Here is a 23,536-nt window from a genome sequence, read left to right on the forward strand (position 1 = left end):
TTGAAATACATGGTGCAAGAATTCACAATCTAAAAAAAGTGGACGTTAAAATACCCCGTAATAAGTTGACGGTTATCACAGGTGTATCAGGTAGTGGTAAGTCAAGTCTTGCATTTGACACGCTTTATGAGGAAGGAAAACGTAGATATCTGATGTTTTCGGGTACAGCTTTTATGGTTGATAGTGTTCCAACATTCGAAACCATGACAGGGCTTTCACCAACAGTTGCGGTTGAGCAACGTATAATTCGACAATCAAATCCACGTAGTACAGTGGGCACACGTACGAAAATTGGAAGTTTACTTGCTATTATGTATGCTCAATATGGGGAACGTGAATCAGAGTATGATGATGGGCTTCCGCTTTCAATGGATATGTTTCAGAAAAATTCTGCAAAAGGTATGTGTGTAAGATGTCTTGGCAATGGGAAGTCTGTTCAAATCAATGAAGAAAAGCTGTTTGAAAATCCGGAAATGACACTGGATAATATTATTCCAGAGGTTACACGAGGTGGTACAGGTCATCGTTATCGTGAGTTTTGTGATTATCATAATTATAAATTTGAACAACGATATTGTGACCTAACCGAATCGGAACAAGAATTACTAATTTGCGGTGATGGTGGTAAAACTGTTTTTAATGGTGCTATTCCATGGCTTTTACAATCAGGAAAGATTGATGCAATCAGTGGACGACAAAATCATCTTTATCACAAAGCAGGACTGATTTTTGCTGGTGCTTGTCCAAAATGCGGAGGAAGTGGGCTTGGCGTGCAGGCAACGCATACAAAAGTTGCAGGAAAAACGATAGCTGAGCTTGAAAGTATGTACATACGAGACTTGTATCATCATTTAAAGAATATTGATATAAAAAATACACAATTACTTGCTGAAATATTATCCAAATTAGAGTGTATGGTTGATGTAGGATTACATCATTTATCACTCTCACGTCCTGTTCCAACGTTATCAGGTGGTGAAATTCAGCGTCTTTTCCTTGCAAGTTATATTATTGCAGAGATGGATTCTATCATATTTGTTTTTGACGAACCAACAATAGGTTTGCATGAAATTGAAAAGCAGAAATTAATTGATATTATCAAAAATCTTGTTAATCGTGGTAACACGGTTGTTGCGGTTGAGCATGATGAGAATTTTATGCGCTGTGCAGATTATATTATTGATTTAGGACCAAACGCAGGTGTATATGGTGGTGAAAAGATATTCGAAGGTACATTTACCGAGTTTTTAGCTTGTGAAAATTCCAAAACAGCACCATATTTAAAAAGCGACAGTAACTGGGATATTCGTAAAAGTTTCAGACCAGTCGATGATAAAAAGATATTGCAGATTGAAAATGCATCTTTGCACAACCTTCAAAATGTAACCGTTCAGATTCCACTTGGTCTTATGGTAGGTATTGCTGGCGTATCAGGTAGTGGAAAATCCAGTTTAATATCGGATACACTTGTGCCGAAACTAAAAGAAATGCTTAAATCAAAATGTGTGATTGAAGAAGAGGACAATGATGCTTTTGAGGAAAATGAAGTTCTCATTAGCGGAATAGAGCATATTAAAAAATGTTTGATTATTGATCAAAAACCAATCGGTCGTAGCCGGACATCATGCCCAGCAACATATACGAAAATCTTTGATCGTATACGAGCGTTTTTTGCCAAAGAAAGCGGACTATCTGCAGGATTGTTCACAGTTAACTCAGAGGGTGGATGTAAAGTTTGCAAGGGTGATGGAGAGGTTCACTATCATGTTGGATTTGGCAATTTTATAGATATCGAATGTGATGCATGTGGCGGCTCTGGTTTTATTGCTGAAACAATGGAAGTAAGGGTTGATGGTAAGAACATTAAAGATATTCTTGCCATGACAGTAGATGAAGCAGTGGAGTTCTTTAAAGATAAAGACAAAATCATTCATACAATGCTAATTACCTTACAACATGTTGGTATGGGATATATAACACTTGGACAAAAGACACCAACGATTTCAGGTGGTGAAAGTCAAAGAATTAAACTTGCAAAGGAACTTGCAAAAGGCCTGAATGCGAAAGATAGCGTTTATATCTTGGACGAGCCGACGACAGGATTATCATTTTATGACAGTCAGAAATTAATGAAGATAATGCAAGAGCTTGCAGATAAAGGGAATACGGTTATTGTAACAGAACATGATCCCTATATCTTATCAAACTGTGACTATATCATAGAGATGGGGCCAGGCGGTGGTAGCGATGGAGGTTATGTAATTGCAACTGGAAGCCCTACCATGCTAAAGCAAAACAAGAAATCTATAATAGGGCGGTATCTGAAATGAATCAAGAATTTATAAATAATATTGATAACTATATTATGGAACATAGATATCGCTTGATAAACAGTATTTTAGTTTATGAAAATGGTGAAATTGTATTTGAGCGATATTATAATAAGTTTAATGAATCAAGTCGAAATAATATAAAGTCTATTTGGAAGAGCATATTGTCTGTTTGTGTTGGTATCTGTCTTGATAAAGGCTATATCAAAAGCCTTGATGAACCAATTATGAATTACCTTCCAGAGTTTTCGTATAATATTCATCCATATCACAAGAAAATTCTAATTAGACATTTGTTGACAATGACTTCGGGAATCTATTGGAACTCAGGTGCTCATTATCACTGTCCAATGTTTGAGCAACTTATTCGTTCTAAAAACTGGTGTGAACATATAAGTGATATTAATATGGCTCATTTGCCAGGTTCAAAATACGTTTATAAGGAATGGGATGTTGCATTATTATCAGCAATTATTGGGAAAGCAACGGGAATGACGTCGTATGAATTTTGTAATAAGTATTTGTATCAGCCACTTGAAATTGCAAGTGGAGAATGGTCAAAAAGCAGATGTGGAGTCTGCTATAATGTTATGAACGGTGAAATAGGTTCGGATTTATCAGCAAGAGATATAGCAAAGATCGGATTTTTATTCTATCAAAAAGGATTTTGGAACAATGAAAGAATTATTTCTGAAAAGTATATAGAAATGGCACTTACTCCTTCTCCACAAAATGCTGGATACGGCTTTCTTTGGTGGCTTTCAGATAAAGGATATGGTGGAAGAGGTTTTGGTGGTCAAGAATTAAATGTATATACCGAGCAGAATATAATCGCTGTGATTCAAGCAACAGCTACGCCATCTAGCAAGAGCTATGGAGATATATGTGCAGGGATTATTGGTTATAATTTATAGATTTCAGTATAGGAGAACGAATATGGAGAGAAGAGACAAGATTAATTATTACCTGGATTTAGCGGAAGTAGTATCAAAACGATGTACCTGTTTAAGAAGACATTATGGAGCTGTTATCGTGAATAATGATGAAGTTATATCAACGGGCTATGTAGGTGCTCCAAGAGGTAGAAAGAACTGTTCCGATATTGGTATGTGTGTACGTGAAAAGATGAATATACCAAGAGGGGAAAGATATGAGCTTTGCAGAAGTGTACATGCAGAAGCAAATGCTATTATTAGTGCATCAAGAGAGCAAATGTTTGGAAGTTCTATATATCTTGTTGGATTAGATGCAATATCAGGAGAATATGTTGAAAACTCTAATAGTTGCTCTATGTGTAAACGATTAATTATTAATGCGGGTATTGATAAGGTATATATTCGTGATACAAGTGAGAGCTATAGAGTAGTTGAAGTAAGTGATTGGATTGCCAACGATGAATCACTTGATGGAACGTTTGGATATTAATATTAGAGGAGGGGTAATGATGAATTGGATTGAAGAAATACGCAGTTATGAGCCTTTTAACGAACAAGAGAAGCAGGATAAGAAAGTAGCACTTGATTATATAACGTTGTTTCCCAATATACTTACGAGAGAGAATGAATTTGCTCATATGACTGCTTCTTCATGGATTGTTAATAAGGAAAGAACAAAAGTATTAATGATTTATCATAATATCTATAAATCATGGGCATGGACGGGGGGACATGCGGATGGTGAGAATAATATGCAGAGTATAGCTATTCGAGAAGCTATGGAAGAGACAGGAATTAAGAATATTAATGTACTTCAAGATACAATGTTCTCATTAGAATTACTATGCGTGAATGGACATGTGAAGAGAGGTAACTATGTATCATCACATATCCATATCAATGTTACTTATCTGTTGGAAGCAGATGATTCAGAGAACTTATCTATCAAAGAAGATGAGAATAGCGGTGTGAAATGGGTTTCTATAGAGGAAGCTGTGCAAGCAAGTAGTGAAGAAGAAATGAAAGTTATCTATAGAAAATTGAATGAGAAACTAGCAGCATTGTCTTAAAAAAAGAGCTGTTGCCAAATGAAAATTACTATGTATATTGATAGTAAACACATTTGGTAATAGCTCTTTTTCGATTAGTTATTTAATAACATATGGAGTTTCGACTAATATATTATCCCAATCATCAATTGTAGTATCTAGTGGAAAATGGATACGAATAGAAGGCAAGTAAGCAAATAATTTAAGATTTGCACTATAGCGAACTCTATTTAGCAGAGCGGCAGCACTATAGTCAATGGGATAGGAAAAGTCATAATTACCATGTGCATCGGTAAGAGATGTTTGGAAGGAAGCGTTATCAGAGGATAGAACGGTAATAGGAATATAGGAGCAAGGGAGACGCTCTCCTAAATCATCAATCTGATAAAGTTCACCAGAGATAGATTGAAGTGTGGAACTGCTACATTGGCTGTGATAAGTAATTTTATGATGAAGGATATAACGATGATGTTGCTGATATGCACTATGTGTGGATTCCTTTGTGTAAAGGATGTGAGCTGCCATGTTTAAAGTTGCAGTATCCATCATATTATATGTTTTGAAAGCAAGACATTGTTCCATAGCGTTCATACCTCTACAAGGTTTAATTATAATATAGTATATTGCGATATATTTAATTTGTGAGTAAAGAAGTTGCCAAAGATAACCATTAAAAGAAATACCTGTAGGTTTTGTATGAACAGTAACACTTTTGTCGAAATAGAATATGTTTTTTTTGAAATTAGGTATTTACACAAGATAAAATGAATGATATTATCTTAAGTGGTGATGATTATGAAAAGGAAAATAAAATTTAAACGATACAATGATGGACAATTTTATATAGAATAAAAAGAGCAGACGAGAGTCTGCTTTTTTTGTGCTTTACTATGGCACAGTAATACAGATAAAAGAAAGGGATAGAGAAAATGAAATATTTACAAAAAAAATATATCCAAGATATATTCTATATTTTGGCGGGGAATACGATTTATGCGGCGGCAGTTATCATGTTTATTTTACCAAACAATTTAATAACCGGAGGAACGACAGGAATTGCGTTATTCTTTAATCAACAATTTCATGTTCCAATAGCGACATTTGTTTCTGTATTTAATGTTGCCATGTTTATACTAGGTTTTGCTATGCTTGGCAAGGAGTTTGCGTTGACAACAGTAATAAGTACATTTTACTATCCGGTTATATATGGTGTGTTGGAAAAGTTACCACAACTTCAAGGCATCACAGATGACTTGCTACTTTCTGTTATATGCGGTGGAATTATGATTGGATTCGGTATTGGAATTGTGTTGCGAATGGGAGGTTCAACAGGAGGAGTGGATATTCCACCGCTTGTATTGAATAAGAAGTTTGGTATTCCTGTATCGGTATCATTATATGTAATTGACTTCTTTATATTATTGTTACAGATGATATTTTCTAATAAGGAGCAAATCCTATATGGAATTGTATTAGTATTAACTTATACGATTGTATTGGATAAAGTATTAGGCATTGGCAAAACACAGTTTCAAGTTAATATTATTAGTGAAAAGTATGAAGAGATTAATCAGATGATTATCACCAAATTAGATCGTGGTTCAACACTTGTCTACGCAGAGACAGGAAGATGTCATAATCAAAATTTGATGGTTATGAGTATTATCAATAGTCGAGAACTATCAAAATTAAATCAGTTTGTTATGGAGATTGACCCAAATGCATTTGTTGTTATTAGTCAAGTAAATGAGGTGAAAGGCGGAGGATTCTCAACAGAAAAGGTTTATGTAGAAGAAATGCAGACAATGTATTCGAGGGCAAGAGAAGAGACAATTTATTAATGTATAGAGGCTGTCGTTAAAATTTATTTTGCAACAGCCTCTTTTGGGCTTATGTGGTTATTGTTGTACGGGGTCTAAACCAAAATATTCAAGCAAGCCCTCATAGATAGCATAGGCAAATTGATATTGATCATCACGTAATTTCTGAGCATCTTCATAATTAGTGATGTATCCCATCTCAACTAGTATGGCAGGCATAGTTGTGTTTCGAAGAACGTAAAGAGTAGGATTAATGCGGACTCCATTATCTCTTGTACCAACTCTAGTTACAATGGCATTCAGTACATATTCTGCAAGATAGTAAGCTTGTGAATAGGCTTGTGCTACATAAACTTCTGTACCATTATAATCAGGATTTGTACTGGCATTACAGTGAAGACTTATAAAGTAGTTAGCGGGCCATTCATTAGCCATTTGAACGCGTGCTTGTAGACTGGAAGTGTTGTTATACCCTAGGATTTCTGTTGGAGTAGTTCTTGATGTTCTGGCTTCAAATCGGGGATCGTTATTTAGTATATTAGCAAGATAGATGCCGACATTGTAATTAATATCTTGTTCACGTAGACCAAAGCCCTCTGCACCAGCATTGACGGTTTCTGGATTATGTCCCTGGTCTATGAATATTTTAATTGCCATGAGATTCTCCTTCCGAATTTATAAAATAATATGTCTGCTATATTTTATTCAGATAAGTAGTTATGGTGTCAATAAGTTTATCGTGTTTAAATGGATAATTGCAACAATTTTGACACTTTAAATGGATAAGCTTATCTATGGATAAGATAAAAGCAGGAGGGGTATCGTCATATGAAGATTTTATTAGTGGAAGATGATAAGCGTTTGCGAAAACTTATACATGATATATTAAAGAAAGAAGGCTATCAAGTAATAGAAGCTGGTGATGGAAGTGAAGCTCTAAAATTATTCTATGAAGAGAGAGATCTTGAACTAATACTACTTGATATTATGCTGCCACTATTTAATGGTATAGAAGTTTTGACGCAAATACGTAAATATTCAGAAGTACCTGTTATTATGTTAACGGCACTAGGAAGTGAGCAAGATGAAGTTAAGGGATTGAATACAGGTGCAAATGATTACATATCGAAGCCATTTAGTTATGAGGTATTGGTTGCACGCGTGAATGCAATTATGAGAAAGAAGATCAAAGAAAATGAACGCGTGATTACTGAGGGTAATATTCAAGTGAACCAATTGACGTATGAAGTTAAAGTATCAGAAGATGTGATAGATTTGAATCGTAAAGAATACCAGTTACTTATTTTTTTGATTATGAATAAGAGAAGTGTTCTTATGAGAAATCAGATACTTGACCATGTATGGGGATTTGACTATAACGGCGATGTGCGCACGATTGATACACATATAAAAACATTACGAACTAAATTGAAGGATAGTGGGCAATATATTCATACGATACGAGGTGTAGGTTATATGTTTGACTCTAGGGCGACACAGGAGAGGTAGGATAAAAGCGTGAAGACGATTGAACGAAAACTATTAGTTGTATTTGGGAGTTTCATAGTTGCAATAATATTAGTAGAATTAATTACGAATAATTTTCTCCTAGAGAAATATTATATAAATGAAAATAAAGAAATATTTATTGCTGTTGGAAGTGAGATAAGTGATAATTATGATGGACAGGTACAGGATTTTGAAGAGTATATTACATCGATAGATAAGGAAGAAGGAATTAGTGTTTATGTTATAGATGGGGAAGGAACGATTTTATATACTTCAAGAACAAGGCATTATTATGATGGAATATCAAAGAAATTACAAGAAATCGCTTCGGAGAATAAGGATATGGAAGGATATACATTTGGAATACTAGAAGATACCTCCTATTATAGAAGTAGTTATAAAATCACTCTTACGAAGCGATTAGAGGACGAAAATTATTTGATTCTTAGAAAATCAATAAAGGGGATACAAGATAGTGTAGATATAGCAAATCGTTTTTATATTATGGTTGGCATATTTATTGCAATTGTAGGTGGGGGAATTGCAATTTACCTCTCAAAACGAATTACGAAACCGATTATTGAAATGAGCAATGTTGCAGAAAGTATTACAAAGCTAGATTTTAGTAAACAAGTGGATTACCATGCACCAGATGAGATAGGACAGTTAGCAACTAGTATTAATACGATGTCATCTCAGCTAAATCAAAACATCAATCAACTTAGGGATGATATTGAGCATAGAAAACAATTATTTCGAAATATAACGCATGAATTAAAGACGCCGATTACGGTACTTAAAGGATATGCGGAGGGGCTTCAATATGCAGTCGTAGATAATATCGAAGATATACAAGAGTATTGTGGCGTAATTGTAGATGAGTGTAATGAAATGAATACATTAGTATATGAAATTCTAAGCTATTCCGAACTTGAATGGAGTGAAACAAGTATTAATAAGACTTCATTTTTGATGGGAACATTAATGAAAGAATTGATGGAGCGATATGAGAAGGTAATGGAGGCAAATGAGATTCAATTTGTTTCTCATATTGATACAAGTCAAAGAGTATGTACCGATTACCAATTGCTAGAACGGTTATTGAATAATTATATAATGAATGCGATTAATCATGTAGATGATGATAAGAAAATAGTATTAACATTACGAGAAGAAAAAGAATTTGTGGTATGTGAAGTATACAATTCTGGAAAAGCAATACCACAGGAAGAGGCAAATAAAATCTGGCAAGTATTTTATAAAGGTATTAGCTCAAATAGCTCAGAGAACGTTGGTCATGGATTAGGGTTATCTATAGTTAAGACGATAGCAGATATTCTACAGCTTACGGTTGGATTTCGAAATGAAGAGAGTGGTGTATGTTTTTATGTTTTAATAGCAAAGAACTAATCATGACAAAGTTATTTCACAGAGGTTTCACAAACGAGCGATAGGATATAGGTATGATATCTGTTCACAAAGGAGGGGTGTAAGACAACAGATAGATACTCAAACTCAAACCAATATTTTATATTCGTAGATACTACCACTTTAATCGGAATTAGGTTACGTGGTAGTATTTTTTAATTCATAGGAAAATGCGTCCTATGAATTAAAAAATCGCTCCGCTATGGATGCGCACTCGCTTGAGAAGTAGATGTCGCTTATGCGACTGCGCTCGGCGCGAGAGTTTGCTTTGCAAACTCTTTGTTCTCGTGTAATAGGAAGGATAAAGTCCTTAATAGTTACGATATTACTTGCAGTTATGGAAATTTTTGAATATAATAGATATGAGGGAACACGTATTTTGGAGCGTATGAGTTACGTAGACGGAATGCTTTTGAATTGCATTTGATTCAGGGGCTTTGGAGGTTAGCATGAAGAAAGATATATATATATTAAAAAAACAGTTTTTTGAATTAGCCGATCAGTATGAAAAATTGGCAACAAACTTGGTAGAAGCATTAAAGATTCTGTTATCAGAAATTAATGTTGGCTATCTTACTATTGATTATAGAATAAAGAGTTTCGATTCTTTCCTAAAAAAGATTGAGCGTAAAAAATTTGACTCACCATTTGAACAGATTGAAGATATTTGTGGAATACGTATTATTTGCTATTACCGTAGTGATATAGAGAAGATTTGTGAGATTATTAGTAAAGAGTTTCAAGTATTAGAGAGCGAAGATAAGGAAGAACTATTAGATGAGAACGAGTTTGGGTATCGTTCACATCATTTTATTGTAAAAGTAAAAGATGAATGGCTATCCACACCTAACTATAGAGATTTTGGAAAATTAAAAGCAGAAGTACAGATTAGAACAAATCTAATGCATACTTGGGCAGAGATTGAGCACAAGTTAGAGTACAAAAAAGATGATGATATTCCGATGAAATTTAAACGAAAGTTTTCAAGAATCAGTGCGATGTTAGAAGAAGCGGATGAACAATTTGAAGAACTTCGAGCAGAGATTTCTAAGTATAGACAAGAGATGTTATCGAATGTTATGGATGAGAATTTTAATTCCATGGAGAATGACCAGATTAATATGGACACAATACAAGTATTTATGGATTATTTCTTCCAAGGACAAGAAAAGAATACAAGATTGACAAGTGAGTTAGTATCGGAGCTGAAACAGTTACAATTGAGTATTGGAGACTTAAAAGAATACTATGATATGTGTAATCAGTATCTTGAAGCGGTAGAGTTTGATACCTTACAACATTTTGATGATAATTATAAATGGTATCAGGTTAGTTCTTTGCGTACAATGCTTGAGTTATGTAGTAAGGAGTATTATGAGAAGTTTGGTATCCGCAAGGATATGAAAGAGATTATTAAAAAGTATCGCACCCTTATGAAACAGGCAGAACGTGAGAGTAAATCGGCAGAGCAAGCAAATTAGGTTAATTTAGAGCCTAATTATATAGGAAAATGTATTCCAAGGAATAGTGAATTATATTTTCTCATACTATAGTAATATCTTTAGTATGAGAGGTAGATATGAATCGGTTATTTCGAATAAAGCAGGGAATATTATGTGAAATGTTTGTCATGCTTGTTACAGCCTCTTTCCTTGTATATCATAAAGTTTCAGAGCGTACACTTGCTACAATTGGACAGATAGATGAAGTAAGTGTTACGACAGATATGGTTGAAGGAGAGGACGCAGAATCACTAAATGAGGACGAAAATCTCAATGAGCATAGCACAGATGAACAAAGTACTGGTACATCAGAAGATTCAGAGAAGAAAGAAGAAAAAAAGGATTATATCAAATGGGTTGAGTTCAATGTATCATATGATGCTCTCGACCAGGCATACCAATATGATGTGGAATCGTATGACAAAGACGTACATGTGAACTGGATTGAGTTACTGGCATATCTAGGAGCAACTTATGGTGGTGAATTCAAGAATTATAAGAGCAGCGATATGAGTAAGCTTGTAGAGCGTCTCCAAGGCAAGGAAGAAACAATGGAGACAATTACTGCTGATATGAAGTATTATTCTTACTATTTGGAAGCGTATACTGCAGTTTTAGGTGGTCTCGTTGGTGAATATGAGATTGAACAGAAAGAGGATACATCAGAAGAATGTGTGTGGGTTAAGAAATATGGCTTGAAAGCATTTTTACCGATTGCAAAGAATTTTCCATATAATGATTATGATGATTTTGGTGTTTCTAGGGAATATGGCTACAAAAGAAGGCATCTCGGACATGATATGATGGGGCAGGTTGGAACACCGATTGTAGCAGTAGAGTCAGGATATGTTGAGGCAATTGGCTGGAATCAATATGGTGGATGGCGTTTGGGAATACGTAGTTTTGATGGCAAGAGGTATTATTACTATGCACATCTTAGAAAGAATTTCCCATATAATAAAGAGTTAAAAGAAGGTAGTATTGTTCAAGCGGGTGATGTTATTGGCTATCTTGGAAGAACAGGTTATAGTGCAACTGAGAATGTGAATAATATTGAAACATCACATTTACATATAGGGTTACAATTAATATTTGATGAGTCACAAAAAGAAGGTAATAACGAGATTTGGGTGGATTGCTACAATCTAGTACGTTTCTTATATAGAAACCGTTCTGAGACAGTGAAAGATACGGAAACAAAGGAATGGCATCGGATTTATAATATGAAAGATCCGGCAGCAGAAGAATATAAGAAGACGCAAAGTAAGGCAGAGCAATAAGTTGGAGGATACAAATGAATATATATCTTATAAGACACGCAAGACAAAACAGCAAACTATGCAATGTAAATGTAGAACTATCCGAAGTTGGTCGTAAGCAAGCAGATTTATTAGGCAGCAGACTTGTGAATTATCAGATTGATGCGCTATATTCAAGTCATTACTATCGCGCAAAGGAGACCGCAGAGATTGTGAATACGCATCTTAATGTTTCACATACGATTCGTGAAGAGTTAAGAGAGATTGATTTTGGTGATTTGGAAGGGAATGAAGATTCCTATAATTATGAGCACTATGGTGAGTTTCTAAAAGAAAGAACTGCTATGACAAGTGATTTAGCATTTCCGTCAGGAGAATGTGGAGAAGATGTATGGAATCGTGCAAAAAATGTATTAGATGAGATTATTTGCACAAACTATGAGAATGTGGCAGTCGTAGCACATGGTGGTACAATTCGTTCTATAGTAACAGGGTTATTAGGAATGGATCAAGCGAACAAGTTACAGTTTGGTCTGAGCCTAGAGAATACAAGTATTACACAAGTAGTCTATCATAAAGAAAGAAATCGTTTTTATATAGAGCGATTCAATGATTATGCGCATCTTGAAAGAAATCCAGAGTTGTTGCGTAGAAGCTGGTAGAATATGTGTAAATGAAACGGAGGATGAATATGTACAATATAATTTTAGCATCAGGGTCACCAAGAAGAAAGGAAATCTTAGAGCAAGTAGGAATTCCATTTACAGTTCAAGTTAGTAACAAAGAAGAAGTTACTACAGAGGCTGAGCCAGTGAATATTGTGAAAGGTCTTGCATCGTTAAAAGCAAATGATATTGCTGAGGGAGCAAAGTTACATGATGTAATCATTGGTTGTGATACAATTGTAGCTTACAACAATCAAATTATGGGAAAACCAAAGGATGAGGAAGATGCAAAACGTATGTTGCATCTATTACAACATGATGTTCATGAGGTGTATACAGGTGTTTCTGTAATTATTAAGATGGAGGCAGAAGATGGCTCTATATGTGATAAGGAAATAAACTTTGCTGTTGAGACAAAAGTTTATGTGAATGCGATGAGCGACGAACAGATAGAATCTTATGTTGCAACAAAAGAACCAATGGACAAAGCAGGAGCATATGCAGTTCAAGGTAAATTTGCAGCACATATCAAAAAATTAGATGGCGATTATTATAATGTAGTAGGACTTCCAATATCAAAACTATACAATGTTTTAGTAGAGGAAGGAATACTTGCAAATTAAAAAGAGCTGTGATACTTTTCTATAGTTAGAAAGGTATCACAGCTTTTTATTTATCAAATATTATTTATTCTTTTCAGCTTCCGCCATCATCATAGCACGAACTTTTAATGGAAGTCCGAATAAGTTGATGAAACCTTCAGCATCATGGTGATCATATAAATCTCCAGTTGTAAATGATGCAATACTTTCATTGTATAATGAATATGGAGAAGTAGTTCCCATCTTAATAATGTTTCCTTTGTAAAGTTTGAATTTAACTTCACCAGTTACATATTGTTGTGTAGATTCGATAAAAGCTTGTACTGCTTCACGAAGTGGAGTAAACCATTTTCCTTCATATACGATATCAGCGAATTTATTACCCATATCTTTCTTTGCAGTATAAGTATCACGATCAAGAATTAATTCTTCTAATTGTTGGTGAGCTTCCATAAGGATTGTTCCACCTGGAGTTTCATAAACACCACGAGATTTCATACCAACAACACGATTTTCAACGATATCAATAATACCAACACCATGTTTTCCACCAAGTTCGTTTAATGTTGTAAGGATATCAGATACTTTCATCTCTTTTCCATTTACGCTTGTTGGAACACCTTTTTCAAATGTCATAGTTACGATTTCACCTTCGTTTGGAGCTTTCTCTGGAGAAACACCAAGAACTAGTAAGTGATCGTAATCAGGAGCTTGTGCTGGATCTTCTAATTCAAGACCTTCATGGCTGATGTGCCATAAGTTTCTATCACGGCTATAGCTGTTGCTCATAGAAAATGGTAAGTCAATACCATGAGCTTTACAGTATGCAATTTCATCTTCACGAGATTGCATAGTCCAAGTATCTGTACATCTCCAAGGAGCGATAATCTTTAAATCTGGAGCAAGTGCTTTAATACCAAGTTCGAAACGTACTTGATCATTACCTTTACCAGTAGCACCATGACAGATAGCAGTAGCGCCTTCTTTTCTAGCGATTTCTACTAATCTCTTAGCAATAACTGGACGAGCCATAGAAGTACCAAGTAAGTATTTGTTTTCATAGATTGCATTTGCTTGAACACAAGGAACCATGTATTCATCACAGAATTCATCAATTACATTTTCAATGTATAATTTAACGGCACCAGAAGCTTGTGCTCTTTCTTCTAATCCATCAAGTTCATTGCCTTGACCAACGTCGATACAACAACAAACAACATCAAAATCGTAATTTTCTTGTAACCATGGAATAATTGCTGTAGTGTCTAAACCACCTGAGTAAGCTAAAATAACTTTTTCTTTCATGAAATTGACCTCCTAAATATATGTGGCATTTATAAATGCATTTTACATAATTATTCAAAAACAATGAATATATACATTACTGAATAATCACATTCCTTAAACATATTATAAATATACAACACTTATTAATATTATGCAAGTAGTAAAATAGAATATTATTTTAGTTATGCGCTGTTATATGTAGATTCTTGTGGATTAAATAACGAAATAATTGTAGTATATTCTTATATAATGTGCTATATTATATTAGTGCGTGTATAAATTCTGTGTAGGAAAAAAAACAATAAATACATACTTGCATAAAATACAGTAAAGATGTATAATTATAAAAACTTAGTACTGCGCACTTGATTGGAGAATAAGATGATTAGAAAAATGACAATTGAAGATTATGATAACGTATATAAGTTATGGACGACAATTGACGGATTCGCAATCCGTTCGATAGATGACTCTAAAGAAGGAATTGCGAGATTTCTACAGAGGAATCCAAACACAAGTGTAGTATATGAAGAAAACCATGAGATTATCGGAGCAATTTTATGTGGTCATGATGGAAGACAAGGTTGTTTCTATCATGTATGCGTTCATAAAGCTCATAGAAATCGTGGAATAGGACATAAGATGGTTCAAGTTGCAATTGAGGCATTAAAAGAAGAGAAGATTAATAAGGTTAATCTTGTTGCATTTACAGAGAATGCAGTAGGGAATACGTTCTGGAATGAGCTTGGATGGAGATTTAGAAAAGATTTGAATAATTATGATTACACAATTATGCAAGATGAGGTAACCGTTGTTAAAGGATGAAATTGAAGAGTTAGGAGAGTGGCAGATATGATAAAGACAATTGATGGCGGAGTAACAGCAGCAAAAGGATATCAAGCAGCAAGTGTGGCAGCAGGAGTTAAGTATCAAAATCGTAAAGATATGGCACTAATCTATAGTGAAGTACCTTGTGTAGTAGCAGGAACATTCACAAGAAATGTAGTAAAGGCAGCTCCGGTTCGTTGGGATCAAGACGTAGTGAAAAATTCAAAGAGCGTGCAAGCAATCGTAACAAATAGTGGAATTGCAAATGCATGTACTGGCGAGATGGGAATGCAGAATAATAAAGCCATGGCGGAAGCGGTAGCGAAGAAATTGAATATTACAGCGGATATGGTATTAACTGCATCAACTGGTGAAATTGGAAGACAACTTAATATGGAAGCAATCAATAATGGTGTTCCACAATTAGTAGAGTCTTTATCAGATACAATAGAAGCTGGAACATTAGCAGCACAAGCAATTATGACTACAGATACTTGTAAGAAGGAGGCGGCTGTTCAGTTTGAAATAGATGGAAAGACAGTAACTGTTGGCGGTATGTCAAAAGGTTCTGGAATGATTCATCCAAACATGGGAACAATGCTTGCATTTCTTACTTCGGATATTGCAATCAGCAAAGAGTTGTTACAAGAAGCATTATATGAAGATGTACAAAACACATATAATATGATTTCTGTTGATGGAGATACATCAACAAATGATAGTTGCTTCCTATTAACAAATGGAATGGCTGGTAATGCAGCAATCGTAGAAAAAAATGATAACTACTATAAATTTGTAGAGGCTTTAAGAATTGTAAATACAACATTAGCAAAATCAATGGCAGCTGATGGTGAAGGAGCAACAAAATTATTAGAAGTAAATGTTGTGAATGCAGCATCGAAAGAAGAAGCGGTTACATTAGGTAAATCCGTAGCAACTTCAAGCTTAGTTAAAACAGCAGTTTATGGCAATGATGCAAACTGGGGACGTATCTTATGTGCACTTGGCTATGCTGGTGTTGATTTCGATCCTGAGAAGGTTGATTTATATATTGAAAGTGCAGATGGTAAACTTAAATTAGTAGAAGATGGTGTTGCAACAGGTTACAGCGAGGAAATTGCAACAAAGATTCTATCAGGCAAAGAAGTTTGTGCAACAGTGGATATGAAGATGGGTGAAGCAACAGCAACAGCCTGGGGTTGTGATTTAACATATGATTATGTGAAAATTAATGCGGATTACCGCTCGTAAGATTGGAGAAAATGAAATGGATACAATGGAACAAGTAATGATAAAGGCACAGACGCTAATAGAGGCGTTACCATATATACAAAAGTTTAATAATAAGAAAGTCGTAGTAAAATACGGCGGAAGCGCAATGCTTGATGAAGATTTACAAGCAAATGTTATCAAAGATGTGGCTCTTCTTAAATTAATTGGTATGAAACCAATTATTGTACATGGTGGTGGAAAAGAGATTAACAGATGGCTTGAAAAAATCGGAAAAGAAGCAAAGTTCATTGATGGTCTTCGTGTAACAGATGAAGAAACAATGGAAGTTGCTGAGATGGTACTTAATAAAGTAAACAAAAATCTTGTACAGATGGTTGAACAAATCGGTGTAAAAGCGGTTGGTATGTGTGGTAAAGACGGAGCAACAATGAAAGTCGAAAAGAAGATGCCAAACGGTAATGATATTGGATTTGTTGGGGATATCAAACAAGTAAATACAGGTTTAATTGACACATTGATTGAAAATGATTTCATTCCTGTAATTGCTCCAATTGGTATTGATGATAACTTCCAAACATATAACATCAATGCAGATGATGCTGCATGCGCAGTAGCACAAGCAATTGGTGCAGAGAAATTAGTTTTCCTTACTGATATAGAAGGTGTATACAAAGACCCAGCAGATAAGGATTCCTTAATATCAGTACTTACACTTGATAGTGCAGATGATTTAATTAATGACGGTTTCATCGGTGGTGGAATGCTTCCTAAATTAAAGAACTGTATCGAAGCTGTTCGTAATGGTGTTTCAAGAGTGCATATTCTTGATGGTAGAATGGAACATTGCCTATTACTAGAATTCTTTACAAATCGTGGTATTGGAACTGCAATCATTGATAATGAAGGGTGGTTAGAGAATGAATAAATGTATGGAAGTAAGTAATCAGAATTTTATGCCTGTATACAGTCGTTATCCAATTGCAATAGAAAAAGGTGACGGTGTTTATCTATATGATAACGAAGGCAAGAAATATCTTGATTTTGCAGCAGGAATTGCTGTATTTGCATTTGGTTATAACAACAAAGAATATAACGATGCTCTTAAAGAGCAAATTGATAAAGTGATTCATACATCAAATCTATACTATAATGTGCCTGCCGCTGATGCAGCAGAAAAATTCAATAAAGCATCTGGAATGGATAAAGTATTCTTCACAAATTCTGGTACAGAAGCAATTGAAGGTGCAATTAAGTTAGCTAGAAAGTATGCATATAATAAAACAAAGACAAATGACAGTGAAATTATATCAATGAATCATTCGTTCCATGGTAGAAGTACAGGTGCACTTGCTGTAACGGGTCAACCAAAATACCAAGAAGCATTTCGTCCATTAATTAATGGTGTTGTTTTCGCTGATTTTAATGATTTAGATAGCGTAAAAGCGAAAGTTACAGAGAATACTTGTGCGATTATTGTAGAACCAGTTCAAGGTGAAGGTGGTTTATATCCAGCAACAAAAGAATTCTTACAAGGGTTACGTACATTATGTGATGAAAAAGATATCGTACTAATCTTTGATGAAATTCAAGCTGGTATGGGAAGAACAGGAACTATGTTTGCTTGGCAGGATTATGGTGTAAAACCAGATATCTTAACATCTGCAAAAGCATTAGGTTGTGGTGTACCTGTTGGAGCATTTGCAGCAACACAACGCGTATCAGATGCATTTGAATTAGGTGATCATGGTACAACATATGGTTTTAATCCATTAGCAACAGCAGCAGTAAGTAAAGTTTTCGATATGTTTGAAAGCTATAAATTACTTGACCATGTGAAGGAAGTTTCTGCTTATCTTGAAGAAAAATTAGATGAGTTAGTGAAGGAATATGACTATATCATTGAAAGACGTGGTAAAGGATTAATGCAAGGTCTTGAATTATCAAAACCAGCGAAAGATATTATCGAGAAAGCAATGGACAAAGGATTACTAATCATATCCGCAGGGGCAAATATCTTACGTTTTGTTCCACCTTTAGTAATCACGAAAGAAGATGTGGAGGATATGGTTAAGATATTGAAGGAATGTTTGTAAAAGTAAAGTGATTTTGATAAATAGAGGGGCTGTTTCGTTTGGAAACAGCCCCTCTATTGTAGAAGAAAAAACGATTTTAACCTACTATGCTTAGTTTATGCTAATATCTAAAATACCATTTTCGGTAACTGAATTGATGATTATTATAGAATCTCTATGATATGTTTTTTCTAAATATCCGATAATGGTGTATTCCACCTTGTTATTATTAAAATCATAATAATAAAGTTTCATAGTACCTTCTGTAAACTCCTTCGGAAGATTAATAGTAACGTTATAATCTTTTTTGGCATTTATGATAGGAATTGGTATATTCTTATCAATACCTGTATAGCTTATTTCCATAGCAGATAATGCTATATCAGTTTGATTTTTTATTGTTATATGTATTCCATTATTTTGTAATTTATTAAATATAAAAAGGCAAAGGAAGAATAGTGTAATAAATGCGATAAGAAAACTGGCATATTTTTTTTTTGATATTTTGTTCATTATTTTCTTCCTGAACTATCTGTTACTGTAAATACACCATTTACAATACGTCTTAATTTCCCATTATCGATTAAATTTAATAATTTTGATTGCATAATCATTGTAAATCGGTCACCACCACCAGTAGATACACCTAATTCTCGTCCTACTCTATTATTAAATAAATCCATTGTTTTATCATAGCCAGCAGGTGATTCTGATTCGTGAGCATTTCCCCAAGATTCAGCATAACTTGAACCATATGCATTTGCCATAGCAGCACTCCAATGAGCATGTCTATAGGCATCGCCATTTCCTTGATATAATGTATTACTTTCATATAATTCAGCAGCTTTATTTGTTGCATAATATGCCATACTACATACGTTTAACCCTTTGATTGGATTTGCATTAAATAATGCTAATTCAGCGGTATTTAGGTTATCTTGAATATAAGGTAATGCATAAAGACGTATTCCGTTAGAACGTTCTTTTAGTAAATATATGACATAATTGTTTAACTGATTTTCCGTAATACTTGGATCCATAGATTGAACTGATTGAACTAGTTGGTTTAATTCAATAATATTTTGGGTTGTTAACGAGTCTAATAAACTTATATTACTAGTTTCAGGTATGTAAGTATCACTTAAATCCTTTATGTTACTTAAATCTGGAATATCAATAGAGGAGTCTGTTGATATATCATTTACAGTAATTATGTCATTATTACCCATAGCGGATGAAACAGTAGGTACAATATTTGTCCCACATATCGTCAAAATTATAGCACCACATACATATTTCTTTAAATTAATAGCCATTAAAATTACCTCCTTCTAATTTGTATACAAATACCATATAACAATTGGATAATTAAGTCAATGCATTGAAAACTATTTTAAGAAAAACGTAATATTTGGATGAAGATATTCTGATTTCCATAGAGAAGTGATATGGGCGAAAAATACTAACAAAAGAAAAAACATTAAAACAACTCCTTTCAAAAAATGCATATTTGGTAATTATATGGATAGAATAAAAACTATTATGTAACTACTTAAATAGCAGAGTCGAAAGGATTGAGAATATGTGGGGTTTTTTAATTGCAATTATATCAGGTATCTTAATGAGTGTTCAAGGAGTATTCAATACGGGAGTAACGAAAGAGACAAGCATATGGGTGTCTAGTAGTTTTGTGCAATTTACAGCACTGATTGTTTGCCTGATAGCTTGGTTTGTAACGGGAAAAGAAAGTAACTTCCAAGCGTTATTTCATGTAGATCATAAGTATATGTTACTAGGTGGTGCGATTGGAGCTTTTATAACATTTACAGTAATAAAGAGTGTTGGAACTCTTGGGCCAGCAAGAGCGGCAATGCTTATTGTTGTGGCGCAATTGATTATGTCATATGTGATAGAGTTAATTGGTGCATTTGAAGTAGAAAAAGTGCCATTTCAATTTCGTAAATTAATTGGTGTAGCACTATGTATTGCTGGTATTATTACATTCAAATGGGAATAGGAGCGAATGAAAAAATTCGTAAGAAAAATTTAAGAATTAAAAAGGAAATTAGTTGAAATAGCTATTGTAATACCAATTTTAATTGAGTAAAATAGAACTTATCGGAGTAAAATCAATTGTAGGAAAAACAGCATTTGATTTTATCCGATAAATTGGCACTAAATTAAGTTTTAGAGCTGATAAAATACAATGTCATAAGAAAGGAAACGATATGAACAGTAAGAAAATCGTAATCAGTGTTACGGTCTGTCTTATTGGAATAGTTTGCTTGGTTTGTTATTATCTTAGTTTTAATAGCAAATCCGCTGGTATTATATTATCAGATGACAAAGAAGAGAGAGTATTAGAACTAAGCGATGTCAGTGATTTAGACATTGAAGTGGAGACTTCTGTGGATTTAGGGAATTCAGTGAAAGAACAGTCTCCAGAAGAACAAACATACATTGCAGTTCATGTATGCGGACAGGTTAAACATCCTGGAGTTTATACACTTGCCAAGGGAGCAAGAGTAAGCGATGCAATTGAAGCAGCAGGTGGGTTAACAAAAGAGGCAGCAGGCGATTTCGTTAATCAAGCACAAAAACTTGAAGATGAACAACAAGTATATGTGCCAAGTATGGAAGAAGCCAAAGAAATGCCAATGGGAATACAACAAGAGAATGGCAGTAATGAGAGCCACTCCGTGAATAAAGGTTTGATTAATATTAATCAAGCAACAAGGGAAGAATTAATGACTCTACCTGGTATTGGTCAGGCAAAGGCGGACATGATAATTCGTTATAGAGAAGAGCATGGGCGATTTGCGACTATTGAAGAAATTAAGAACATTTCAGGAATCAAAGATGGAGTCTATAATAAAATCTGCGATTTAATAACAACAGATTGAGGTGATTGGTGTGAGCAAAAAAGTATTAGTTGTGGACGATGAGAAATTAATCGTAAAAGGTATCCGATTCAGTTTAGAGCAAGATGGAATGGAAGTGGATTGTGCATATGATGGTGAAGAAGCACTGAATATGGCAAAACACAAAGAGTATGATGTTATTCTATTAGATGTAATGTTACCAAAGCTAACAGGTTTTGAAGTATGTCAACATATTAGAGAGTTTTCAGATATGCCGATCATTATGCTAACAGCAAAGGGCGATGATATGGATAAAATTCTCGGACTCGAATATGGAGCTGACGATTATATTACAAAACCATTTAATATACTAGAAGTGAAAGCTAGAATTAAGGCAATTATGAGAAGAAGCTCCAAGAAAGAAGCAAGTCGTGAGACCGAAAAGATTGCAACATTTGGGGAGTTAAAGATTGACTGTGAAAGCAGACGTGTCTATATTCGAGGTAAGGAAGTAAATCTTACTGCAAAGGAATTTGATCTATTAGAACTTCTTATCTTTAATCCAAATAAGGTATACAGTCGTGAGAATCTTCTAAATACAGTATGGGGATATGATTATCCAGGCGATGCGAGAACCGTTGATGTACACATTCGTAGACTTCGCGAAAAAATAGAAGATAATCCAAGTGAACCGAAATATATACATACAAAATGGGGTGTTGGCTATTTTTTCCAAGGTTAAAACGAACAAATTTTTAGGAAGCATGAAGGCACAGTTAATAGCTGTGCTTATCCTTGTCGGTAGTGTACCAATGATAATAGCTGCGATGGTTATTATTTCAACTTACAATAATCAAGCTTATGATCAAAGAATATCCGAACTGAAATATCATGGAAATATGATTGCGAATTTGCTTGTATCAACAGGATATTTTAGCAGTTCAAATACAAAAGAAGTGAATGCAGAAATTGACCAAATGGCGGAAATCTATGACGGACGTATCGTTGTTGTTGATAATGGATTGCATATCGTTAAAGATACGTATGGACTTGAGGAAGGGAAGACAATTATTTCTGAAGAAGTAATAAAATGTTTTCGTGGAACAAACAGCACATATGTAGATTCTTCGCAACAATTTGTAGAAATTACAATACCAATATCTCATCTTGAGACGAAGGAGATTATTGGTGTTATTGTTATGAGTTTCTCAACAAAAAGCATTACGGATATTAGGGTGATTGTTGAGAACAAAGCGGTTGTTTTATGTATGGCAATAATAACAGCAACCATTATGTTGGCAGTTGTGTATTCGCTCTATGTAACAAAACCGTTTAAGAAAGTTAGTAGTTCAATCGATCGTTTAACAGAAGGATATCTGGATGAAAAATTAACCGTATTCGGCTTCACAGAGCTAAAGAATATAACAGAATCATTTAATCATATGATTTCTAGGATGCAGAAGTTAGAGAAGTCCAGACAAGAATTCGTATCAAATGTATCTCATGAGTTAAAGACACCGATTACTTCAATTAAGGTATTAGCAGACTCACTTGTAATGCAGGAAGATGCACCAGTTGAGATGTATCGTGAATTCATGGTAGATATTACAGATGAGATAGAGAGAGAGAATAAGATTATCAATGACTTACTTGCACTTGTTAAGATGGATAAAACAGCGAGTGAGATGAATATAACAAGTATTAATATTAATGATTTATTGGAGCAATTGATGAAGCGATTACGTCCAATTGCAGCGAAGAGAAATATTGAAGTTGTATTAGAAAGTTATCGTCCAGTTATTGCAGAAGTAGATGAAGTTAAATTATCATTGGCACTTTCGAATCTTATTGAAAATGCGATAAAATACAATTTTGATGAAGGCTGGGTTAGAGTATCTCTTAATGCAGACCATAAATTTTTCTATATTAAGGTATCAGATTCAGGTGTTGGTATACCTGAAGATGCACAAGATTCTATATTCGAGAGATTCTATCGTGTAGATAAAGCAAGATCGAGAGAAACTGGCGGTACAGGTCTAGGACTATCGATTACAAGAAATGCTGTTTTGATGCATAGAGGAGCAATCAAAGTGTATAGTAAAGTAGATGAGGGGACAACATTTACCGTTCGTATCCCTCTTAGTTATATAGCGTAA

At 34.4% G+C, this 23,536-nt stretch carries 24 protein-coding genes; 19 read left to right on the forward strand and 5 right to left on the reverse strand.

Annotation, left to right across the window (positions count from 1 at the left end):
- The 4 genes from RMR19_RS19785 to RMR19_RS19800 all read left to right on the forward strand — a co-directional run.
- Positions 1 to 2,330: hypothetical protein (locus RMR19_RS19785; protein WP_331654806.1), on the forward strand; the 2,330-nt coding region annotated here is incomplete at its 5' end.
- Positions 2,327 to 3,244, forward strand: a complete 918-nt coding sequence (locus RMR19_RS19790) for a serine hydrolase domain-containing protein (RefSeq protein ID WP_310605232.1) — start codon at positions 2,327 to 2,329, stop codon at positions 3,242 to 3,244. The genes RMR19_RS19785 and RMR19_RS19790, both read left to right, overlap by 4 nt.
- Positions 3,245 to 3,266: 22 nt before the next feature.
- Positions 3,267 to 3,755, forward strand: coding sequence for a deoxycytidylate deaminase (locus tag RMR19_RS19795; RefSeq protein WP_310605233.1), 489 nt, complete (start codon positions 3,267 to 3,269; stop codon positions 3,753 to 3,755).
- A 19-nt stretch (positions 3,756 to 3,774) separates the two neighbouring features.
- On the forward strand, positions 3,775 to 4,335 hold the full coding sequence (locus tag RMR19_RS19800) for an NUDIX hydrolase (RefSeq protein WP_310605234.1): 561 nt from the start codon (positions 3,775 to 3,777) through the stop codon (positions 4,333 to 4,335).
- A gap of 78 nt (positions 4,336 to 4,413) precedes the next feature.
- On the opposite strand, the gene RMR19_RS19805 is transcribed toward RMR19_RS19800, so the two are convergent.
- Positions 4,414 to 4,896 carry a hypothetical protein gene (locus RMR19_RS19805; RefSeq protein WP_310605235.1) on the reverse strand — a complete coding sequence of 161 codons (483 nt, stop codon included), beginning with the start codon at positions 4,894 to 4,896 and terminating at the stop codon, positions 4,414 to 4,416.
- A 347-nt stretch (positions 4,897 to 5,243) separates the two neighbouring features.
- On the opposite strand from RMR19_RS19805, the gene RMR19_RS19810 reads away from it, so the two are divergent.
- Entirely contained in the window at positions 5,244 to 6,155 is a 912-nt protein-coding gene (locus RMR19_RS19810; RefSeq protein ID WP_310605236.1) for a YitT family protein, read from the forward strand.
- Positions 6,156 to 6,212: 57 nt separating this feature from the next.
- Here the strand turns inward: RMR19_RS19810 and RMR19_RS19815 are convergent, their stop codons facing one another.
- Entirely contained in the window at positions 6,213 to 6,791 is a 579-nt protein-coding gene (locus tag RMR19_RS19815) for an N-acetylmuramoyl-L-alanine amidase family protein (RefSeq protein ID WP_310605237.1), read from the reverse strand.
- A 171-nt stretch (positions 6,792 to 6,962) separates the two neighbouring features.
- Here RMR19_RS19815 and RMR19_RS19820 point away from each other — a divergent pair, with 171 nt between their 5' ends.
- The 6 genes from RMR19_RS19820 to RMR19_RS19845 all read left to right on the forward strand — a co-directional run bounded on the left by RMR19_RS19820 (position 6,963) and on the right by RMR19_RS19845 (position 13,120).
- Positions 6,963 to 7,643, forward strand: coding sequence for a response regulator transcription factor (locus tag RMR19_RS19820; protein WP_310605238.1), 681 nt, complete (start codon positions 6,963 to 6,965; stop codon positions 7,641 to 7,643).
- A gap of 9 nt (positions 7,644 to 7,652) precedes the next feature.
- Complete coding sequence (locus RMR19_RS19825; protein ID WP_310605239.1) at positions 7,653 to 9,053, forward strand: sensor histidine kinase; 1,401 nt, start codon at positions 7,653 to 7,655, stop codon at positions 9,051 to 9,053.
- A gap of 467 nt (positions 9,054 to 9,520) precedes the next feature.
- Positions 9,521 to 10,552, forward strand: a complete 1,032-nt coding sequence (locus tag RMR19_RS19830; protein ID WP_310605240.1) for a GTP pyrophosphokinase — start codon at positions 9,521 to 9,523, stop codon at positions 10,550 to 10,552.
- A gap of 245 nt (positions 10,553 to 10,797) precedes the next feature.
- Entirely contained in the window at positions 10,798 to 11,853 is a 1,056-nt protein-coding gene (locus RMR19_RS19835) for a M23 family metallopeptidase (RefSeq protein WP_442871556.1), read from the forward strand.
- A 14-nt stretch (positions 11,854 to 11,867) separates the two neighbouring features.
- Entirely contained in the window at positions 11,868 to 12,494 is a 627-nt protein-coding gene (locus RMR19_RS19840; RefSeq protein ID WP_310605242.1) for a histidine phosphatase family protein, read from the forward strand.
- 29 nt (positions 12,495 to 12,523) lie between these two features.
- Complete coding sequence (locus RMR19_RS19845; protein WP_310605243.1) at positions 12,524 to 13,120, forward strand: Maf family protein; 597 nt, start codon at positions 12,524 to 12,526, stop codon at positions 13,118 to 13,120.
- 60 nt (positions 13,121 to 13,180) lie between these two features.
- Here the strand turns inward: RMR19_RS19845 and RMR19_RS19850 are convergent, their stop codons facing one another.
- Positions 13,181 to 14,404 carry an argininosuccinate synthase gene (locus tag RMR19_RS19850; RefSeq protein WP_310605244.1) on the reverse strand — a complete coding sequence of 408 codons (1,224 nt, stop codon included), beginning with the start codon at positions 14,402 to 14,404 and terminating at the stop codon, positions 13,181 to 13,183.
- 363 nt (positions 14,405 to 14,767) lie between these two features.
- Here RMR19_RS19850 and RMR19_RS19855 point away from each other — a divergent pair, with 363 nt between their 5' ends.
- Genes RMR19_RS19855 through RMR19_RS19870 form a run of 4 tightly spaced genes read left to right on the forward strand, consistent with a single transcriptional unit; the run spans position 14,768 to position 18,540 of the window.
- On the forward strand, positions 14,768 to 15,211 hold the full coding sequence (locus RMR19_RS19855) for a GNAT family N-acetyltransferase (RefSeq protein ID WP_310605245.1): 444 nt from the start codon (positions 14,768 to 14,770) through the stop codon (positions 15,209 to 15,211).
- A gap of 30 nt (positions 15,212 to 15,241) precedes the next feature.
- On the forward strand, positions 15,242 to 16,465 hold the full coding sequence (argJ, locus tag RMR19_RS19860) for a bifunctional glutamate N-acetyltransferase/amino-acid acetyltransferase ArgJ (RefSeq protein WP_310605265.1): 1,224 nt from the start codon (positions 15,242 to 15,244) through the stop codon (positions 16,463 to 16,465).
- A 25-nt stretch (positions 16,466 to 16,490) separates the two neighbouring features.
- Entirely contained in the window at positions 16,491 to 17,372 is an 882-nt protein-coding gene (gene argB / locus RMR19_RS19865) for an acetylglutamate kinase (RefSeq protein WP_310605266.1), read from the forward strand.
- The gene (locus RMR19_RS19870; RefSeq protein WP_310605246.1) at positions 17,365 to 18,540 is read left to right on the forward strand and encodes an aspartate aminotransferase family protein; all 1,176 of its coding nucleotides are present in this window, start codon (positions 17,365 to 17,367) and stop codon (positions 18,538 to 18,540) included. The genes argB and RMR19_RS19870 overlap by 8 nt, the downstream gene beginning before the upstream one ends.
- 90 nt (positions 18,541 to 18,630) lie before the next feature.
- Here the strand turns inward: RMR19_RS19870 and RMR19_RS19875 are convergent, their stop codons facing one another.
- Both RMR19_RS19875 and RMR19_RS19880 read right to left on the reverse strand, forming a co-directional pair.
- The gene (locus RMR19_RS19875) at positions 18,631 to 19,032 is read right to left on the reverse strand and encodes a hypothetical protein (RefSeq protein WP_310605247.1); all 402 of its coding nucleotides are present in this window, start codon (positions 19,030 to 19,032) and stop codon (positions 18,631 to 18,633) included.
- Positions 19,032 to 19,835 carry a DUF6973 domain-containing protein gene (locus RMR19_RS19880; RefSeq protein WP_310605248.1) on the reverse strand — a complete coding sequence of 268 codons (804 nt, stop codon included), beginning with the start codon at positions 19,833 to 19,835 and terminating at the stop codon, positions 19,032 to 19,034. Before RMR19_RS19880 ends, RMR19_RS19875 begins: the two co-directional genes overlap by 1 nt.
- A gap of 266 nt (positions 19,836 to 20,101) precedes the next feature.
- Here RMR19_RS19880 and RMR19_RS19885 point away from each other — a divergent pair, with 266 nt between their 5' ends.
- From RMR19_RS19885 to RMR19_RS19900, 4 genes are all read left to right on the forward strand, one after another.
- Positions 20,102 to 20,536, forward strand: coding sequence for a DMT family transporter (locus tag RMR19_RS19885; protein ID WP_310605249.1), 435 nt, complete (start codon positions 20,102 to 20,104; stop codon positions 20,534 to 20,536).
- A 211-nt stretch (positions 20,537 to 20,747) separates the two neighbouring features.
- The gene (locus RMR19_RS19890) at positions 20,748 to 21,422 is read left to right on the forward strand and encodes a helix-hairpin-helix domain-containing protein (RefSeq protein WP_310605250.1); all 675 of its coding nucleotides are present in this window, start codon (positions 20,748 to 20,750) and stop codon (positions 21,420 to 21,422) included.
- Between the two features lie 10 nt (positions 21,423 to 21,432).
- Positions 21,433 to 22,122, forward strand: coding sequence for a response regulator transcription factor (locus RMR19_RS19895; RefSeq protein WP_310605251.1), 690 nt, complete (start codon positions 21,433 to 21,435; stop codon positions 22,120 to 22,122).
- A gap of 22 nt (positions 22,123 to 22,144) precedes the next feature.
- Entirely contained in the window at positions 22,145 to 23,536 is a 1,392-nt protein-coding gene (locus tag RMR19_RS19900; RefSeq protein WP_310605252.1) for a sensor histidine kinase, read from the forward strand.

The organism is Anaerosporobacter sp. (assembly GCF_031551385.1).
GTDB lineage: Bacteria > Bacillota > Clostridia > Lachnospirales > Lachnospiraceae > Anaerosporobacter.

Excerpts from the sequence above, each read along its gene's own strand:
- RMR19_RS19790 (WP_310605232.1), top strand. The coding sequence starts at position 2,327 with ATGAATCAAGAATTTATAAATAATATTGATAACTATATTATGGAACAT.
- RMR19_RS19795 (WP_310605233.1), top strand. The coding sequence starts at position 3,267 with ATGGAGAGAAGAGACAAGATTAATTATTACCTGGATTTAGCGGAAGTA.
- RMR19_RS19800 (WP_310605234.1), top strand. The coding sequence starts at position 3,775 with ATGAATTGGATTGAAGAAATACGCAGTTATGAGCCTTTTAACGAACAA.
- RMR19_RS19805 (WP_310605235.1), bottom strand. The coding sequence starts at position 4,896 with ATGGAACAATGTCTTGCTTTCAAAACATATAATATGATGGATACTGCA.
- RMR19_RS19810 (WP_310605236.1), top strand. The coding sequence starts at position 5,244 with ATGAAATATTTACAAAAAAAATATATCCAAGATATATTCTATATTTTG.
- RMR19_RS19815 (WP_310605237.1), bottom strand. The coding sequence starts at position 6,791 with ATGGCAATTAAAATATTCATAGACCAGGGACATAATCCAGAAACCGTC.
- RMR19_RS19820 (WP_310605238.1), top strand. The coding sequence starts at position 6,963 with ATGAAGATTTTATTAGTGGAAGATGATAAGCGTTTGCGAAAACTTATA.
- RMR19_RS19830 (WP_310605240.1), top strand. The coding sequence starts at position 9,521 with ATGAAGAAAGATATATATATATTAAAAAAACAGTTTTTTGAATTAGCC.
- RMR19_RS19835 (WP_442871556.1), top strand. The coding sequence starts at position 10,798 with ATGGTTGAAGGAGAGGACGCAGAATCACTAAATGAGGACGAAAATCTC.
- RMR19_RS19840 (WP_310605242.1), top strand. The coding sequence starts at position 11,868 with ATGAATATATATCTTATAAGACACGCAAGACAAAACAGCAAACTATGC.
- RMR19_RS19845 (WP_310605243.1), top strand. The coding sequence starts at position 12,524 with ATGTACAATATAATTTTAGCATCAGGGTCACCAAGAAGAAAGGAAATC.
- RMR19_RS19850 (WP_310605244.1), bottom strand. The coding sequence starts at position 14,404 with ATGAAAGAAAAAGTTATTTTAGCTTACTCAGGTGGTTTAGACACTACA.
- RMR19_RS19855 (WP_310605245.1), top strand. The coding sequence starts at position 14,768 with ATGATTAGAAAAATGACAATTGAAGATTATGATAACGTATATAAGTTA.
- argB (WP_310605266.1), top strand. The coding sequence starts at position 16,491 with ATGGAACAAGTAATGATAAAGGCACAGACGCTAATAGAGGCGTTACCA.
- RMR19_RS19870 (WP_310605246.1), top strand. The coding sequence starts at position 17,365 with ATGAATAAATGTATGGAAGTAAGTAATCAGAATTTTATGCCTGTATAC.
- RMR19_RS19875 (WP_310605247.1), bottom strand. The coding sequence starts at position 19,032 with ATGAACAAAATATCAAAAAAAAAATATGCCAGTTTTCTTATCGCATTT.
- RMR19_RS19880 (WP_310605248.1), bottom strand. The coding sequence starts at position 19,835 with ATGGCTATTAATTTAAAGAAATATGTATGTGGTGCTATAATTTTGACG.
- RMR19_RS19885 (WP_310605249.1), top strand. The coding sequence starts at position 20,102 with ATGTGGGGTTTTTTAATTGCAATTATATCAGGTATCTTAATGAGTGTT.
- RMR19_RS19890 (WP_310605250.1), top strand. The coding sequence starts at position 20,748 with ATGAACAGTAAGAAAATCGTAATCAGTGTTACGGTCTGTCTTATTGGA.
- RMR19_RS19900 (WP_310605252.1), top strand. The coding sequence starts at position 22,145 with ATGAAGGCACAGTTAATAGCTGTGCTTATCCTTGTCGGTAGTGTACCA.